Here is a 15,484-nt window from a genome sequence, read left to right as displayed (position 1 = left end):
CGCAATAGTGCCAATAAGGCAGCATTGGTTTTATGAAAACAAATCCCGCTGCCATCAAGGCAGTTCCGCCGCCCCCATGCGGCGCAGGATGACGCCCGTACGCCGGTTCAGGTAGCCGGTGTCGCGGTGGCGGTCGTAAAAGCGGGGGTTCGGCAGCATCACGGCCAGTTTCGCCGCCTGCGCCGCGCTCAGGCCTGCCGCGCTGACATGGTAATAGTGACGGGCGGCCGCTTCGGCGCCAAAGATGCCCGTGCCAAATTCCACCACGTTCAAATAAATCTCGAAAATGCGCTGCTTCTCCATCAGGCTTTCCAGCATATACGTGATGATCAGTTCCTGGCCCTTGCGCACATAGCTGCGCGAACCGGACAGGAACAGATTCTTCGCCAACTGCTGCGTGATGGTGGATCCGCCCGCCACGACCTTTTGCTTCTTGCTATTTTTCTCATACGCCTTTTGCAAGGCTTCCCAGTCCACCCCTTCGTGTTCGGAAAAATTCGCATCTTCCGAGGCGATGATGGCCCGTTTCAAGTTGTTCGAGATGCGGTTGTACGGCACCCACGTCTGCTGGATGGTGGCGTCGGGATTTTTTCCCTGCAAGACAGACAACTGTTCACGCATGAAGGCTGTGCTGGACGGGTTGTGGTCGACCCACCACCAGATTTGCAGGAAGAAATACAGTTGCACGACGATAAACGCCAGCACGGGCACGATGAACAGCCACTTGATCCAGCCGTAGCGCTTGCCGCTACCACCTTTGCGCGCGCCCTTCTTGCCGGCGCTCACAGGCTGCCCCGCAATTGCGCCAGCAAGTCCTGCGTCTGCGGCCGCACGCCGCGCCACACGTAAAAAGCTTCGGCTGCCTGCTCCACCAGCATGCCCAGGCCGTCGCGCACCTGCGCGCCATGCTGGGCGGCAAAGTCCATGAAGACGGTGGGCCCGGCACCATACATCATGTCCAGCGCCAGGGTGTGGCTGCCGAAAATAGCGGACGGTACGGGCGGCAAGTCGCCCGCCAGGCTGGCCGAGGTGGCATTGATGACAATATCGAAGACGCCATCAGCCTGCGTGTAGCCGCCGGCGCGCAGCTGAGCGGGATGACTGGCCGCATCGGCAAACTGCGCCACCAGGGCCTCGGCCGTGGCCACGGTGCGGTTGGCAATGAAAATTTCCTGCGGCCCCTGTTCCAGCAAGGGCAGCACGACGCCGCGCGCGGCACCGCCCGCACCCAGCAGCAGGATGCGCTTGCCGGCGATGGCCACGCCCGCGTTGCGCACGATGTCCGCCACCAGGCCCGCGCCATCGGTATTGTCGCCAAGAATGATGTCGCCATCGAAACGCAGGGTATTGACGGCGCCAGCCGCCTGCGCGCGCGGCGTCAGGACGGTGGCCAGCGCACACGCATCGAGTTTAAAGGGCACTGTCACGTTCGCGCCCTTGCCGCCCTCGGCGGCAAAGGTACGGGCCGCCAGGGCAAAGCCATCGAGCGGCGCCAGCCGGCGTTCGTAGACGATGTGCTGGCCCGTCTGCAGGGCAAACGCGGCGTGGATCAGGGGGGACTTGCTGTGGGCGATGGGATTGCCGAAGACACAATATTGATCGGGATTCATTTCTTGCTTGTTCAATTGCTGCCGCCAGTCAGGTTAGCTTCCATTTTTTCTTCACGCGTAAATTTGAAGCGGGTGATCACCACCCACAGGTCGTCCTTGTCACTCGACAACATATTCGGTGGAAAACGGCCGAACGGCGCCGCGCGGCGCACGATGGCCAGGGCAGCCGCATCCAGCGCCGGATTGCCCGAGCTTTTCTCGACGCGCGCACCGCCCTCTTTCTGGTAAATCGTGCCGTCCTGGAAGATGGGGATGTAGACCACCAGTTCGCCATACATCTTGCGGCCATTCTTTTGCGGGAAATTCAGGGTGCCGATTTCCTCGATGCGCTTTTGCAGGGTCTTGTAATACATGGCATAGCCGACCTCCTGCGTGCTGGGTGTAATGAAGGTCTTGCGGGGACGCTTGTTCTGGTCTTCCACGGTCTGGCTGATCTCGGCCGCCATGCGTGCGATGGCCTTGCTGCTTTCCATCAAGTCCGAGCCGCTGGCCAGGGGGTTGGGCTTGTCCTTTTCCGTGACGGGCGCGGCGCTGTAGGGCGTTACCCTGGCCGCCTGCGTCAGCAATTCCTGCTGTTTCTGCTCCAGTTCGGCGATGCGCCGGGCGCTGGCCTTGACGCTGTCGCCCTCTTCCACCTTGCGCATGTCGGGCAGCGGCGACTTGGCGCGACCCTTGTCTGCCTGCCCGCCGCCATCGAGGTTGGCTTGCGCCAGGGCATCGGCCTTCAGCGGTTTATTCGCATGCTTGGCGTTGACCAGGATCACTTCCAGGCCGGGATCGGTAGCGATGGCACGCTGCGGGGCCGGGGCGACAAAATGCATCGCCAGCAAGGCGCCATGCGCCAGCAACGATACCGCCACGGCAATTATCAGGAAACGATACTCTCGGAAAGACTTCACGCGCAACCCAGTTCGCAACAGGCACAAGATACAAGATGGCTGAATTCTACGTCAAAGGGCGGTGCCGGCAACAGTTTTCAGCACCGCCTGTATGGCCTGACGGGCGCCTTACTTGACCTCGGGTTCGCTGACCACGTCTTCGCTGGCCAGTTCCGCCACTTCCGCATCGGCGTCGCTGAGCTGGTTCGCTGCCTCCGGCGATGCTTCCGGCGTCACGTCGCCCTCGTCGTCGCCTTCGTCGCCAGCATCTTCTTCGTAGCCGAGCTCGGCGTCGGCCGCCACATCCGGCGCGGCAGCGATTTCCAGCAGGCGCGCTTCGATGCTCAGGTCGACTTCATCCCAGCGCAGCAAGTCCAGTTTCACCTGGGCGCCACGCGCCACCGATGGCATGCCCGGCAGCTTGATGACCAGCGGAATGTCGACCAGGCGCAGGATTTCATCTTTCAAGACCACGGCATCGACCTGGCGTGCATTTTCCTGGTGCAGCCAGCGCAAGCACCAGTAGCGTTCCATGTTCGACTGGAAATCGCCATACGCGGCATACGCGGCGTCAAACGCCGAAACGATGGCGAACAGGTTGGCGTCGCGTGGCTTGAATGGCGCCACCAGCGGCGCCGTCACGCCATGCTCGGCGCAGGCGATGATTTGCCACTGGTTCACGAGGTCCGTGTAGCGGCGCAAGGGCGAGGTGCTCCACGCGTACTGATCCACGCCCAGGCCCTGGTGCGGCGCCGCATGGGTGACCATACGCACCTGCATCTTTGCCGCCCAGCTATTGCCGCTGCCGCCACCCTGGCTGCGGTAGATGCCCGGCACGCCATGGTCGTGCAGCATCTTGCCCCAGGTACTGTTGGCAAAGATCATCAGTTCAGCGACGATCTTGTCCAGCGGTGCGCCACGCTTGCGGCGCGCCACGGTGACGATGTCATTTTCCACATAGAAATTGAAATCGACGCGGTTATTCTGTTCCGGCTTCAGGCCAAACGCTTCACGCTTCTTCATGCGGCCCTGCTCCAGCTGCTGCGCCCATTGCCACAACACGGCGAAGTCGGCCTTGTGCGGATACTCGCCTTCGCCGCTGGCCAGGGTTTCCTCGTTGACCAGGTCGTCCAGCTGGTTATGGCGCAAGTTGCTGGCGATCGGCACCAGTTCGGCGCGCGTCTGCGTGCTGACCACGGCCCAGTCCGCTTTCGGGTCCAGGGTGGCATACAGCGACAGGGCCGGGCATGTCGTGCCTTCCGCGAGTGTGAAAGCATTCACGATTTCATCGGGCAGCATGGTGATCTTGTCGCCCGGCATGTAGACGGTCGACATGCGCTGGCGCGCCATCTTGTCGATCACGTCTTCCGGGCGGATGCCCAGGCCCGGTGCGGCGATGTGAATACCCACTTTCACGGTGCCATCGGACAACGGCTGCACGGAGAAGGCATCGTCGATCTCGGTCGTGGTCACGTCGTCGATCGAGAAGGCGGCCACGTCGGCCAGCGGCAGCTTGGCTGTCACGGAAGGCACGGGCACGCTCGGGAAGCCGGCTCCCTTGGGGAAATTTTCAAAGAGGAACTTCGACAGGTGCAAGTCTTTCGGCGAAGCAATGCCACCGGCAGCCAGCATCAGGCGCGGCGGCGTCGTGTGCAATTCCGTGCAAGCCGCTTCCAGCGCCTTGTATTCGATGGTGTTCTTGTCGGGCTTGAACAGCAGTTGCAGCACCATGGGCTGCATCGAGGCAGGCAAGCGGTTCTGCTTCAGTTCTTCCACATAACTTGCCTGCACCAGCGCCTGCTGTTTTTTCTTTTCGATGCCGGCCAGGGCAGCCTTCAGCGACGCTTCCGGCGCCGCCTTGTAGCGGCCACGGCCTTTCTTGTAGAAATACACGGGCGCCGAATGCAGGGCCAGTATCAGGCCGGCCGCTTCCGGCGGCAACGCTGCGTGGCCGAAATATTCGGCGCCCAGCTCGGCAAAGCCGAACTCGTCTTCGCCCGCCACTTCCCACAGGAAATCGAGGTCGATCTCGGCCGCAACAGCCTTGGCTTGCTCGAGCAGCTCGGCCGGGGCCGGCTTTTCATACTGCAGCAGCACATCCTTGACCTTGACCTTGGTGCGCTTGCCGCTGGCCATTTCGACCTGGTACGCTTCCCCCGCTTGCGACAGGACCGTGCCGACCTTGAAATCGCCGGATTCTTCAAAAAATAGATTCATTGTTATGCTTTATTTATTAAGGTGTCGGTTGCAACGGTGCGAGTGACGGACGTCAACTCTAGCACCGCCGGCAAAAATACTTCTGTTACCAGCAGCAATCCCTGATGACGCTGGTACAGGCAGCGGCGGGCGAAAAATGGCGACTTGTCATCGACGCGCTGCCCTTCCAGTGCCAGCGCCGCCTGCGCCCGCTGCACCAGCGGGTGGCCGGCGCGCAAGCGGGCGAATTCCAGTGTACCGCGGCGTACCATGCGGTCGCCAAACAGGGTCGTGCCCAGCGAACGCTCGCCCAGCGCGGAAAACAGGGGCCAGTCCGTGGCCGTCGCCTGCATGGGCACGACGGTATGGCCAAATACGGCCGGCCTGTCATCACAACGCAACAACACTTCGCGTTCCCACACCCGGCCTGCACGGTGCAAACCAATGATGGCGGCCTCGTCGCTCAAACAGCGTGCCGTTTCCTGGTGCAAACATTGCACGCGAAATGCCTGGCTATGCGCTTTCAGCTTGGCCGTCAGCGAACCGCCGCCCGTGAGCCAGTGGCGCAAGGCCGGCGGCGCATTGACGGCATTCACGTGCGCATGCCATTGCGCCTGGCGCAGCGAACCCGGCCTCACCGTGCGGCGTCCGCAGGGATGCCGCAAAAGGCCAGCACGGGCGCCAGGTAGGCGGCAAATTCGCTGATGCCATGGTCGCTGCCATCGATGACGCACTGTTGCGCCCCCTGATAATGCGCCACCATGTCGCGGTAGTCGAGCACTTCGTCGCCGGTGGCGGCGATCAGGAAGTAACGTTGCGGTTCAGTAATTTTCTCTACAGCAAAGGTTCCCAGCTCGGCTATGTATTCGCGCTTGAACTCGAATGGCTGGTCCGAATGGAACGCGGTCGTCACGCCCACATGCTGTTCCAGGTCGATCAGGGGCACGATGGCGGGATTGAGCAGCACGGCGCGGCAACCGAGCTGCTCGGCCAGCCAGGTGGCGTAATAGCCGCCCAAGGACGAGCCGATAATCGTCAGTTCGGCGGGCGCCACGTCCTTGACCAGCGACAGGGCCAGCGCGATGGCCAGCTTGGGCGAGGCCGGCAATTGCGGGCACAGCCACTGTGCTTCGCGGCCCAGCGCCTGCATCTGCGCGGCCAGCAGGCGCGACTTCATCGACAGCGGCGACGAGCGGAATCCGTGCAGGTACAGAATCATCGGCCCAGCGCCTCCAGCAATTTCTGGTGCACGCCGCCAAAGCCGCCGTTGCTCATGACCACGATCTGGTCGCCGGGACGGGCGCTTGCTGCCACGGCCGCTACCAAGGCATCGATGTCTTCATAGGCGCTGGCCATCTTGCCCAGCGGCGCCAGCGCGTCACCCAGGCTCCAGCCCAGCGCGGCATGGCTGCCGAAACCGAAGACCAGGTCGGCATCCTTGAGGCTGCCCGGCAGCGCATCTTTCATGGCGCCCAGCTTCATGGTGTTCGAACGCGGTTCCAGCACGGCCAGGATGCGGGCGCTGCTGCCGATTTTTTGACGCAGCCCGCCCACCGTGGTGGCAATGGCCGTCGGGTGATGCGCGAAATCGTCGTACACGGTAATGTTGTTGACCACGCCGCGCACTTCCATGCGGCGCTTGACGCTCTCGAACGTGGCCAGCGCGGCGCAGGCCTGGGCAATGGGCACGCCCACGTGGCGCGCGGCGGCGATGGCCGCCAGCGCATTGCTGCGGTTGTGCTTGCCCGTGAGCGCCCACGCCACATGGCCTTCCTGCTTTCCATTGAAGAACACGTCGAAGTTGCCATCGACCTGCTCTTGGAGTTGCCAGTCGGCATCCTGGCCAAAACTTTCCTTTTCACTCCAGCAACCGCGCGCCAGCACGCGCTGCAGCGACGCTTCATCGCCATTGAACACCAGGCGACCAATGCCGGGCACGGTACGCACCAGATGGTGGAATTGCGTCTCGATCGCATGCAGATCGGGGAAGATGTCGGCGTGATCGTATTCCAGGTTATTCATGATGGCCGTCTTCGCGTGGTAGTGCACGAACTTGCTGCGCTTGTCGAAGAAGGCCGTGTCGTATTCGTCGGCTTCGATGATGAAGAAGTCCGAATCGACGCTCTTGCCATCGATCATGCCGGACAGGCGCGCGGAAATACCAAAGTTCATCGGCACGCCGCCGATCAGGAAGCCCGGCGCATAGCCTGCGTCTTCGAGTATCCAGGCCAGCATGGCCGACGTGGTCGTTTTGCCATGCGTGCCGGCCACGGCCAGTACCCACCGATTGCGCAAGATATGTTCACCGATCCACTGCGGGCCGGAGACATACGGCAGGCTGCGATTGAGGATTTCTTCCACCAGGGGGTTGCCGCGCGAGACCACATTGCCAATCACATACAAATCCGGGTTCAGCTTGGTCTGTTCAGGATCAAACCCCTGTATCAGTTCGATGCCTTGCGATTCCAGCTGGGTGCTCATCGGCGGATAGACGTTGCTATCGCAACCGGTGACTTTATGGCCGGCTTCCTTGGCCAGGACAGCCAGGCCGCCCATGAAGGTACCGCAAATGCCGAGAATATGAATATGCATGTGATCAGTGCGAAAGGTGCACGCTTAAGTAAGTAAGACGGTGAGATAAAAAAGAGCAAGTGCAGGATTTTACCTGACGCCATGACTTTTTCCGCTTCGGAGTATCATCTCGCTCATGACAAACGATGCATTTGACGATAGCGCGCAGTGGCGCCTGGAAATCGCCGTAACTGCCGCGCGCCTGGTGGCGCAGGATGGCGCCGACTATGGCAGCGCCAAGCGCAAGGCGGCGCGGCAGGTGCTGGGCGACGCGCCGCAGCGGCCCAACATACTGCCTGACAACGACATGATCGAAGAGCAGGTGCGGCAATACCATGCCCTGTTCCTGGCAGACAGCCAGCCGGCACGGCTGTTCCAGCTGCGCACGATTGCGCTGCAGGTCATGGAAGCGTTGCAACAATTTCAGCCCCTGCTCAGCGGGCCCGTGCTCAATGGCACGGCCGGCACCCACGACGAAATCTATTTGCAGTTGTTTGCCGAGAGCGCCAAGGAGATCCACATCTTCCTGCTGAATAAAAATGTCGTGCTCGACATGTCGGAAAGCCCGCATTTCAAGGGAGCGCGTTATGATGCGGTCGAGACAGCCAGTTTCTTGTGGAAAAACGAAGGCGTGCACGCGGCCATGTATGAGCTCGACGACAGGCGCGGCGCGCTGAAAGCCAAGGCGGACGGGAAAGTGCTGCGCACCGACATCGCCGGGCTGCGCAGCCTGCTGGCCGCCAGCCTCGCCGATGGCGCACCGGCTGCCGACTAACATTGATATAGATAAAGTTATGACAAAAAAGAATTGGATCGCCTGTGCCGTAGTCGCCCTGATGTTTGGCGGCATGGGCGCCTACGTGGGCATGCATAAAGAGAAGGAAAAAGCGGGGCCGCTGACGACCACCATCGCGCCAGGCGCGACGGGTCCCGTCAACGAACTATATGCACTGTCGCTGCCGGACGCGGCGGGTGCCACGCAAGCTTTGTCGCAATGGAAAGGCAAGAATTTGCTGGTCAATTTCTGGGCGCCGTGGTGCCCGCCTTGCGTGGAAGAAATGCCGGAGTTATCCGAAGTACAAGGCCAGTATGCGGCGAAAAACCTGCAGGTGATCGGCATCGGCATCGATTCGGCCAGCAATATTTCCACTTTTGCCAGCAAGTTCAAGATCGCCTATCCCGTGTATGTCTCGGGCATGAGCGGCACCGACCTGTCGCGCCATTTTGGCAATGCCACGGGCGGTTTGCCCTTCACGGTGCTGATCGGTGCCGATGGCGAAGTCAAAAAGACCTATCTGGGTCGCTTGAAATTTGATCAGTTGCGCGCCGACCTGGATAAATTGTAAATTCGGAGCGTGCTTTTTTCTCTTGCCAATGCGTATCTTTGGCGGCAAAATGCGGAACTTTCGCTAAAACGGTCTTCCATACATGGCAAAAAACCTCCTTCTGCTCAACGGTCCCAACCTGAATTTGCTGGGAACGCGCGAGCCTGAGGTCTACGGCGCCAGCACCTTGGCCGATATCGAGCAGGCAGCAATGGCGCAAGCCATGGCGGCCGGTGCCGACCTGGTCTGCTTTCAAAGCAACCATGAAGGCGCGCTGATCGACCGCATCCATGCCGCGCGAGCGGAAGGGATCGATGCCATCGTCATCAATCCGGGCGGCCTGACCCATACCAGCGTTGCCTTGCGCGATGCGCTGGCCGGGGTCGCCATCCCGTTCGTGGAAGTCCATATCTCGAATATTTATCAACGCGAAACGTTTCGACATCACTCATTTCTCAGCGCGATCGCGCAGGGGACGATCTGCGGCCTGGGACTCGATGGATATCGGTTTGCCATCGACTTCGCGCTTAAAAAACGTTAATCTACGCGATCTGCACGCATTTAGCGCGGCGATAGGTTCTGGACATCACCGCATCACTCATAAAACAAACTACATTCCTAGGGGTTTTACATGGATCTACGAAAACTCAAGACCTTGATCGACCTGGTCGCCGAATCGGATATCGCAGAGCTGGAAGTTACCGAAGGCGAAAGCAAGGTTCGCATCGTCAAATCGTCGGCCATGCCGCAAAACCAGATGGTCATGATGCAGCCGCAAGGCATGCAAGCCCAATACCAGCCAGCCGCGCCAGCCGCCGCCCCCGCTGCGGCAGCTGCCGTCGTGGTCGCCGCAGAGCCAACGGGCTATGTGGTCAAGTCGCCCATGGTCGGCACCTTCTACCGTTCCTCCGCTCCCGGCAGCGCCGCCTATGTAGAAGTGGGCTCTACCGTCAAGGAAGGTGATACCCTGTGCATCATCGAAGCGATGAAGCTGCTCAATGAAATCGACTCCGATAAAGCCGGTGTCGTGACCCAGATCCTGGTCGAAAACGGCCAACCGGTCGAATTCGGTCAACCCTTGTTTGTGATCGGCTAAAACCCAGTCCACACGGCCGGCAACGGCCGTTTGCAGTTTTAGCCCCTCACACTTGTTGTTTCGCCGGCTCGCCGGCTCTCACAGACATACGCGAACCTACCATGTTTGAAAAAATCCTGATTGCCAACCGTGGTGAAATTGCCCTCCGTATTCAGCGCGCCTGCCGCGAAATGGGCATTAAAACGGTTGTAGTCCACTCCGAAGCCGACAAGGACGCGAAATACGTCAAGCTGGCCGACGAATCCGTTTGTATCGGCCCGGCCCAGTCGTCCCTGAGCTACCTGAACATGCCGGCCATCATTAGCGCCGCTGAAGTGACGGACGCGCAAGCGATTCACCCAGGCTATGGCTTCCTGTCGGAAAACGCCGACTTTGCCGAACGCGTCGAAAAATCGGGCTTCGTCTTCATCGGCCCCCGCTCCGAATCGATCCGTTTGATGGGCGACAAAGTGTCGGCCAAGCAAACCATGATCAAGGCTGGCGTACCGTGCGTGCCCGGCTCGGAAGGTGCATTGCCGGACGATCCGAAAGCGATCGTGCAAATTGCCCGCAAGATCGGCTATCCGGTCATCATCAAGGCTGCCGGTGGCGGTGGCGGACGCGGCATGCGCGTGGTGCACACGGAAGCGGCCCTGATCAACGCCGTGGCGATGACCAAGACGGAAGCCGGCACGGCCTTCGGCAACCCTGAAGTGTATATGGAGAAGTACCTGGAAAATCCGCGCCACGTGGAAATCCAGATCCTCGCCGACGAACACAAGAACGCCGTCTGGCTGGGCGAGCGCGACTGCTCCATGCAGCGCCGCCACCAGAAAGTCATCGAAGAAGCACCAGCGCCCGGCATCCCGCGCAAACTGATCGAGAAAATTGGCGACCGTTGCGCCGAAGCGTGCCGCAAGATCGGTTACCGCGGCGCCGGCACGTTTGAATTCCTGTACGAAAACGGCGAGTTCTATTTCATTGAAATGAATACCCGCGTGCAAGTGGAACATCCGGTTACCGAGATGATCACCGGCATCGACATCGTGCAAGAACAGATCCGCATCGCCGCTGGCGAGAAACTGCGTTTCCGCCAGCGCGACGTCTTGCTGTCGGGCCACGCCATCGAGTGCCGCATCAATGCCGAAGATCCTTTCAAGTTCACGCCATCGCCAGGCAAGATCGTGTCCTGGCATGCGCCGGGCGGCCCTGGCATCCGCGTCGACTCGCACGCCTACGCCGGCTATTACGTGCCGCCCCACTATGACTCGATGATCGGCAAAGTGATCGCTTACGGCGCTACGCGCGAGCAAGCCATACGCCGCATGCAGATCGCCCTGTCCGAAATGGTGGTCGAAGGCATCAACACGAATATCGCCCTGCACCGCGAACTGATGATCGACGCGCGCTTCATCGAAGGCGGCACCAACATTCACTATCTGGAACAGAAACTGGCCGACATGCCGGACCTGGGCAAGAACCTGAATGGCGGCAGCCCCAGCATCGCCAAGAAATCCGAAATCAAGGCGGGCGCATGAGCTGGACGGAAATCGTCATCGAAATCGCCCGTGACAACGCCGAGGCCATGTCCGACGCGTTGATGGAAGCGGGCGCCCTGTCGGTCTCGGTGGAAGACGCCGATGAAGGCACGGATGCCGAGCAGCCCTTGTTTGGCGAACCCGGCATGGAACCGAAGGAAGCGGCGTGGGAACGCAGCCGCGTGGTGGCGCTGACCGACGTCGACGCCGACCAGGCCGCCATCGTGGCCGCCGCTGCTCAAGCGGTCGGCATGGCGGAAGTTCCTGCCTTTACCATGCGCCCCGTGGAAGAACAGGATTGGGTGCGTTTGACCCAGTCGCAATTCGCGCCGATTCACATCGGCAAGAATATCTGGGTCGTGCCCAGCTGGCACGAGGCACCAGATCCTGCTGGCCTGATCCTGGAACTGGACCCGGGCCTGGCCTTCGGCACGGGCAGCCATCCGACCACGCGCCTGTGCATGGAATGGCTGGAAGCCAATCCCGCCCCCGGCAAGACCGTGCTCGACTACGGTTGCGGCTCCGGCATCCTGGCCATGGTGGCCAAGAAACTCGGCGCGCAAACAGTCGCCGGCGTCGATATCGACCCGCAAGCCATCGAATCGGCTGGCGACAATGCCGCACGCAACCAGTGCGACATCGAATATTTCTTGCCAGACACGTTTGCCACTTCGGCACACGCCACGGCGAAATTTGACATCGTCGTCGCCAACATCCTGTCGAGCCCATTGAAGCTGATGGCGCCGATGTTGTCGGGTCGCGTCGCCGACGGCGGCGCCCTGATCCTGTCCGGCGTGCTGGCACGCCAGGCGGAAGAAGTCGCTGCTGCCTACGCACCGTTCATCGAACTGGGTGTCTGGGCCGAGCAAGATGGCTGGGTGGCCCTGCATGGCCGCCTGGGCAGCACGCAAGCGCCTGCGCCCCGCGCGGAAGGTGCATAAGCACAGCAATGGCCCTCGCCACCAAATGCCCCCATTGCAACACGATATTTCGGGTCGCTGCTGACCAGTTGAAGTTACGTGGGGGCATCGTGCGCTGTGGCACGTGCAGGGAAGTGTTTGACGGCAATGCCGCGCTGGTCGATCCGGCTGCGGCATCGCCGTTTTTAACATCCGCCCCCGGCGCTGCCGCCCCCCAGTCGACCAGTTACCCGGCCGACAACAGCCTGCCGTCCGCCACGGACGACGAACCCATCTATTCCCTCGACTTCGACACCTCGTTCGATCCGTTCGGCATCTTGCCGGAAACGGCGCAGCTCAAGGATGACGAAGACGATGGCGAGCACATCGAGCTGGACCTCGACGTGGTCCTGCCCGACGAGGCGCTGGCCGCCGCGCCTGCTGCCGCAGCGCCCGAACCAACTGAACCAACTGAACCAACTGAACCAACTGAAGAAACACCGGTAGAATCGCCCGAACCGCCCTTGCCCCAGCCGATGGCGCCCTTCAGGCGGCGCCAGGTCGAAGAGGCGCCCGCCTTCGCCACGTATTTGCGCGATAGCCGCCGCGAACCGAGCCTGGAAGCGGTGGCAGCCGGGGTAGCGCCGGCATTGCCTGCGATGGAAAAAGTCAGCCTGGACAAGCGTGCGCCCGCGCGCCGCGAACCCACGCTGGCCGAGCATGCGTTCACGCCGCTGCCCGCCGCCCCCATTGCGCCGGATCCCGCCGAGGATCAGGAAAACCCCGTCCTGCCGCCAGCCGATGATGAGCCGGCCTTCGTCACCCAGGGCCGGCGCCGCGAACAGAGTGGCAAGGCCTTGCGCGCGGCCATGGCCGCCGGCTCGGTGGTGCTGCTGCTTTTATTATTGCTGCAAGTGATGACTACCTTCCGCAACCCGCTGGCGGCGCAGTTTCCGCAGTGGAAGCCGACCCTGGTCGCGCTGTGCAAGGTCAGTGGCTGCCAGGTCGACTTGCCGGCGCAGATCGAGGCGCTGGCCATCGAACAGGGGGAATTGCAAACCCTCAAGGAACAGACCTTTTCCTACGTCTCGCTGCTGCGCAACCAGAGCCGCAGCGTGCAAGCCTGGCCCAGCATTGAACTGATACTCAACGACGCCAACGACAAGCCGCTGTTGCGCCGCGTAATCGCGCCGCGCGACTACCTGCCGGTCACTATCGACGTGAGCAAGGGGTTTGCGCCGCGCTCGGAACAAACCATCAAACTGTATTTTGCATTAGACCAGCTCACGGCGTCTGGCTACCATATCGCCATCTTTTACCCTTAACCGACACTATCATGACCAAAACATCGCTGATCTGCGGCTCGCTTGCCACCGACACCATCATGCAATTTCCCGGCCGCTTCGGCGAATCCCTGCTGGCCGACCAGTTGCACAAGGTGAATGTCTCCTTCCTCGTGCCCACCATGCGTACCGAGTTCGGCGGTTGCTCGGGCAACATCGCCTACAGCCTGAAAATGCTGGGCGGCGACCCGCGCATCGTCGGCGTCATGGGGCAAGATAGCGCCGCCTACCTGGAGCGCCTGCAAAAGCTGGGCATTTCCACCGCCAACATTCTGATCAAGGCCGACAGCTACAACGCGCAGTGCTTCGTCACGGCCGATGCGGACAACAACCAGATTAATGCCTTCCACCCGGGCGCCATGTCGTTTGCGCATGAAAACCCGATCGCCAATGCAGGCCCGGCCAGGGTCGCCATCATCTCGCCGGATGGCGACCAGGGCATGCTCAAGCACGCTGCGGACCTGGCCGAGCTGGGCATCCCCTTCATGTTCGACCCGGGTCAACAGTTGCCACGTTTCAATGGCGAACAGTTGATCGACTTCATCAACAAAGCCACGTATGTGTCGGCCAACGACTATGAAATGGAAATGTTAATGGAGCGCACGGGCTTGAGCCTGCCTGACATCGCCAGCCGCCTGGAAGCGCTGATCGTCACGCGTGGTGAAAAGGGCTCGGAAATTTATACGGACAGCAAGCGCATCGACATTCCTGTCGTGGCCGCAAAGGAAGTGCTGGACCCGACCGGCTGCGGCGACGCCTACCGTGCAGGCTTGCTGTTCGGCATCACCAACGACCTGGGCTGGGAAACCAGCGGCCGCCTGGCCAGCCTGCTGGGCGCCATCAAGATCGCCACCCAGGGCGCGCAAAACCATGTGTTTACGCCAGAAAGCATCGCCGATCAGTTCGAAGCGGCGTTCGGCTACCGCTATTAACAGGTAGTCCGGTCGGCTCGCGCGCCAGCGCCAGGCCGACCTTCCCGCTTTACCTCAGCACAATAATCATCCCCACCAGCACCTGCGCGATCTGCAGCAGGATCAGCGCCACCAGCAGCGACAGGTCCAGGCTGCCGACCAGCGGTACGACCTTGCGGATCGGACGCAGCAGCGGCTCGTTCAGGGCCCGTACAAACGGCGCCAGCGGCGCATGCGGGTTGACCCAGCTGAAGATAGCTTCGATGATCAGCAAGGCCATGAAACCGTAGAGTATCCATTGCAGGAAGCGTTGCAGCGACTTGAGCAGCACTACTTCGACGGGAGCGCCGGAAATAAACAGGAGCGAACTGGCCAGCAGCACGATCAGGAAGGCGCCGATCAGGCTGGCCCAGTCATACCCGCCCACGCCCGGCACCACGCGGCGCAGGGGGCGCACCAGCCAGTCGGACAATTGAAACGTGAATTGCGCCACCGACGAGGGCGGCCGCACGCGCACCGCCTGCATCCAGAAGCGCAGCAGCAACACGCCGCCCAGCAGGGTGGCGATGGTATCAACGATCAATGTAAGGATAACGATCAGCACGACTAATTCTCCAAAAAAAAACCGCTGTGTGATTGAGTCACACAGCGGCGTGTTGCCTCATCCAGGCACCCGTATCGTTGCAATTACGATGGGCGGGTGCTGGTTGGGAATGGCCAGGCTGCAGCCGGTGCCAACACGGTTTTTGCTACAGGTGCGATAGGTGCCGATGGTTTGGCGACAGGAGCTGCCTTCTTCGGTGCGGCCTTTTTAGGCGCGGCCTTCTTGGCTGCTGGCTTGGCGGCCACGGCGGCTGGTGCCGCTGGGGCTGCTGCCGGTGCGGCTGCCACGACTGGCGCTGCGGCTGGCTTGGCGGCGGGTTTCGCTGCTGCTTTCGCTGCTGGCTTGGCTGCCGCTTTTGCTGCTGGCTTCGCGACTACCTTGGCCGCTGGCTTGGCTGCAGGTTTCGCTGCTGCTTTGGCCGCAGGTTTTGCTGCTGCTTTGGCTGCTGGCTTCGCCGCTACCTTGGCCGCTGGCTTGGCTGCAGGTTTCGCTATTGCTTTGGCTGCCGGCTTGGCTGCGACTTTCGCTGCTGGC

Annotated in this window: 17 protein-coding genes; 9 read left to right on the top strand and 8 right to left on the bottom strand. The window is 61.4% G+C overall.

Annotation, left to right across the window (positions count from 1 at the left end; all coding sequences use genetic code 11):
- Window positions 1-54: 54 nt before the first annotated feature.
- The 7 genes from mtgA to mpl form a co-directional block, all read right to left on the bottom strand.
- Window positions 55-801, bottom strand: coding sequence for a monofunctional biosynthetic peptidoglycan transglycosylase (mtgA, locus tag K0F85_RS08195; RefSeq protein WP_374198655.1), 747 nt, complete (start codon window positions 799-801; stop codon window positions 55-57).
- Window positions 783-1,610 carry a shikimate dehydrogenase gene (aroE, locus tag K0F85_RS08190; RefSeq protein ID WP_219115628.1) on the bottom strand — a complete coding sequence of 276 codons (828 nt, stop codon included), beginning with the start codon at window positions 1,608-1,610 and terminating at the stop codon, window positions 783-785. Before aroE ends, mtgA begins: the two co-directional genes overlap by 19 nt.
- Window positions 1,611-1,621: 11 nt before the next feature.
- Window positions 1,622-2,479 (bottom strand): energy transducer TonB, encoded by an 858-nt coding sequence (locus K0F85_RS08185; protein ID WP_219115627.1) that lies wholly within the window; start codon window positions 2,477-2,479, stop codon window positions 1,622-1,624.
- A 138-nt stretch (window positions 2,480-2,617) separates the two neighbouring features.
- Window positions 2,618-4,705 (bottom strand): ribonuclease catalytic domain-containing protein, encoded by a 2,088-nt coding sequence (locus K0F85_RS08180; RefSeq protein WP_219115534.1) that lies wholly within the window; start codon window positions 4,703-4,705, stop codon window positions 2,618-2,620.
- 2 nt (window positions 4,706-4,707) lie between these two features.
- Complete coding sequence (locus K0F85_RS08175) at window positions 4,708-5,322, bottom strand: chorismate lyase (protein WP_219115533.1); 615 nt, start codon at window positions 5,320-5,322, stop codon at window positions 4,708-4,710.
- Entirely contained in the window at window positions 5,319-5,903 is a 585-nt protein-coding gene (locus tag K0F85_RS08170; RefSeq protein WP_219115532.1) for a YqiA/YcfP family alpha/beta fold hydrolase, read from the bottom strand. Before K0F85_RS08170 ends, K0F85_RS08175 begins: the two co-directional genes overlap by 4 nt.
- On the bottom strand, window positions 5,900-7,276 hold the full coding sequence (mpl, locus tag K0F85_RS08165; protein ID WP_219115531.1) for a UDP-N-acetylmuramate:L-alanyl-gamma-D-glutamyl-meso-diaminopimelate ligase: 1,377 nt from the start codon (window positions 7,274-7,276) through the stop codon (window positions 5,900-5,902). The genes K0F85_RS08170 and mpl overlap by 4 nt, the downstream gene beginning before the upstream one ends.
- A gap of 115 nt (window positions 7,277-7,391) precedes the next feature.
- On the opposite strand from mpl, the gene K0F85_RS08160 reads away from it, so the two are divergent.
- The 8 genes from K0F85_RS08160 (at window position 7,392) to K0F85_RS08125 (ending at window position 14,367) form a co-directional block, all read left to right on the top strand.
- Window positions 7,392-8,030, top strand: a complete 639-nt coding sequence (locus K0F85_RS08160; RefSeq protein WP_219115530.1) for a hypothetical protein — start codon at window positions 7,392-7,394, stop codon at window positions 8,028-8,030.
- A 19-nt stretch (window positions 8,031-8,049) separates the two neighbouring features.
- Entirely contained in the window at window positions 8,050-8,601 is a 552-nt protein-coding gene (locus K0F85_RS08155; RefSeq protein WP_219115529.1) for a TlpA disulfide reductase family protein, read from the top strand.
- 82 nt (window positions 8,602-8,683) lie between these two features.
- Window positions 8,684-9,121, top strand: a complete 438-nt coding sequence (gene aroQ, locus K0F85_RS08150; RefSeq protein ID WP_219115528.1) for a type II 3-dehydroquinate dehydratase — start codon at window positions 8,684-8,686, stop codon at window positions 9,119-9,121.
- A gap of 90 nt (window positions 9,122-9,211) precedes the next feature.
- Window positions 9,212-9,676 (top strand): acetyl-CoA carboxylase biotin carboxyl carrier protein, encoded by a 465-nt coding sequence (accB, locus tag K0F85_RS08145; RefSeq protein WP_046684231.1) that lies wholly within the window; start codon window positions 9,212-9,214, stop codon window positions 9,674-9,676.
- A 101-nt stretch (window positions 9,677-9,777) separates the two neighbouring features.
- Entirely contained in the window at window positions 9,778-11,193 is a 1,416-nt protein-coding gene (accC, locus tag K0F85_RS08140; protein ID WP_034746622.1) for an acetyl-CoA carboxylase biotin carboxylase subunit, read from the top strand.
- The gene (gene prmA, locus K0F85_RS08135; RefSeq protein ID WP_219115527.1) at window positions 11,190-12,134 is read left to right on the top strand and encodes a 50S ribosomal protein L11 methyltransferase; all 945 of its coding nucleotides are present in this window, start codon (window positions 11,190-11,192) and stop codon (window positions 12,132-12,134) included. The genes accC and prmA overlap by 4 nt, the downstream gene beginning before the upstream one ends.
- An 8-nt stretch (window positions 12,135-12,142) precedes the next feature.
- The gene (locus K0F85_RS08130; protein WP_219115526.1) at window positions 12,143-13,417 is read left to right on the top strand and encodes a DUF3426 domain-containing protein; all 1,275 of its coding nucleotides are present in this window, start codon (window positions 12,143-12,145) and stop codon (window positions 13,415-13,417) included.
- A gap of 11 nt (window positions 13,418-13,428) precedes the next feature.
- Window positions 13,429-14,367 (top strand): carbohydrate kinase family protein, encoded by a 939-nt coding sequence (locus tag K0F85_RS08125; RefSeq protein WP_219115525.1) that lies wholly within the window; start codon window positions 13,429-13,431, stop codon window positions 14,365-14,367.
- Window positions 14,368-14,416: 49 nt separating this feature from the next.
- Here the strand turns inward: K0F85_RS08125 and K0F85_RS08120 are convergent, their stop codons facing one another.
- On the bottom strand, window positions 14,417-14,950 hold the full coding sequence (locus K0F85_RS08120; protein WP_257572609.1) for a YggT family protein: 534 nt from the start codon (window positions 14,948-14,950) through the stop codon (window positions 14,417-14,419).
- A gap of 253 nt (window positions 14,951-15,203) precedes the next feature.
- Between K0F85_RS08120 and K0F85_RS08115 the strand changes: the two genes are divergently transcribed.
- Window positions 15,204-15,484 (top strand): hypothetical protein (locus K0F85_RS08115; RefSeq protein WP_219115524.1); only part of this gene is annotated, 281 nt, incomplete at its 3' end.

Origin of the sequence: Janthinobacterium sp. UMAB-56 (assembly GCF_900095265.1) — a bacterium.
GTDB lineage: Bacteria > Pseudomonadota > Gammaproteobacteria > Burkholderiales > Burkholderiaceae_D > Janthinobacterium.
This window is presented reverse-complemented; position numbering and strand designations above follow the sequence as displayed.

Excerpts from the sequence above, each read along its gene's own strand:
- aroE (WP_219115628.1), bottom strand. The coding sequence starts at position 1,610 with ATGAATCCCGATCAATATTGTGTCTTCGGCAATCCCATCGCCCACAGC.
- K0F85_RS08180 (WP_219115534.1), bottom strand. The coding sequence starts at position 4,705 with ATGAATCTATTTTTTGAAGAATCCGGCGATTTCAAGGTCGGCACGGTC.
- K0F85_RS08170 (WP_219115532.1), bottom strand. The coding sequence starts at position 5,903 with ATGATTCTGTACCTGCACGGATTCCGCTCGTCGCCGCTGTCGATGAAG.
- mpl (WP_219115531.1), bottom strand. The coding sequence starts at position 7,276 with ATGCATATTCATATTCTCGGCATTTGCGGTACCTTCATGGGCGGCCTG.
- K0F85_RS08160 (WP_219115530.1), top strand. The coding sequence starts at position 7,392 with ATGACAAACGATGCATTTGACGATAGCGCGCAGTGGCGCCTGGAAATC.
- K0F85_RS08155 (WP_219115529.1), top strand. The coding sequence starts at position 8,050 with ATGACAAAAAAGAATTGGATCGCCTGTGCCGTAGTCGCCCTGATGTTT.
- aroQ (WP_219115528.1), top strand. The coding sequence starts at position 8,684 with ATGGCAAAAAACCTCCTTCTGCTCAACGGTCCCAACCTGAATTTGCTG.
- accB (WP_046684231.1), top strand. The coding sequence starts at position 9,212 with ATGGATCTACGAAAACTCAAGACCTTGATCGACCTGGTCGCCGAATCG.
- accC (WP_034746622.1), top strand. The coding sequence starts at position 9,778 with ATGTTTGAAAAAATCCTGATTGCCAACCGTGGTGAAATTGCCCTCCGT.
- prmA (WP_219115527.1), top strand. The coding sequence starts at position 11,190 with ATGAGCTGGACGGAAATCGTCATCGAAATCGCCCGTGACAACGCCGAG.
- K0F85_RS08130 (WP_219115526.1), top strand. The coding sequence starts at position 12,143 with ATGGCCCTCGCCACCAAATGCCCCCATTGCAACACGATATTTCGGGTC.
- K0F85_RS08125 (WP_219115525.1), top strand. The coding sequence starts at position 13,429 with ATGACCAAAACATCGCTGATCTGCGGCTCGCTTGCCACCGACACCATC.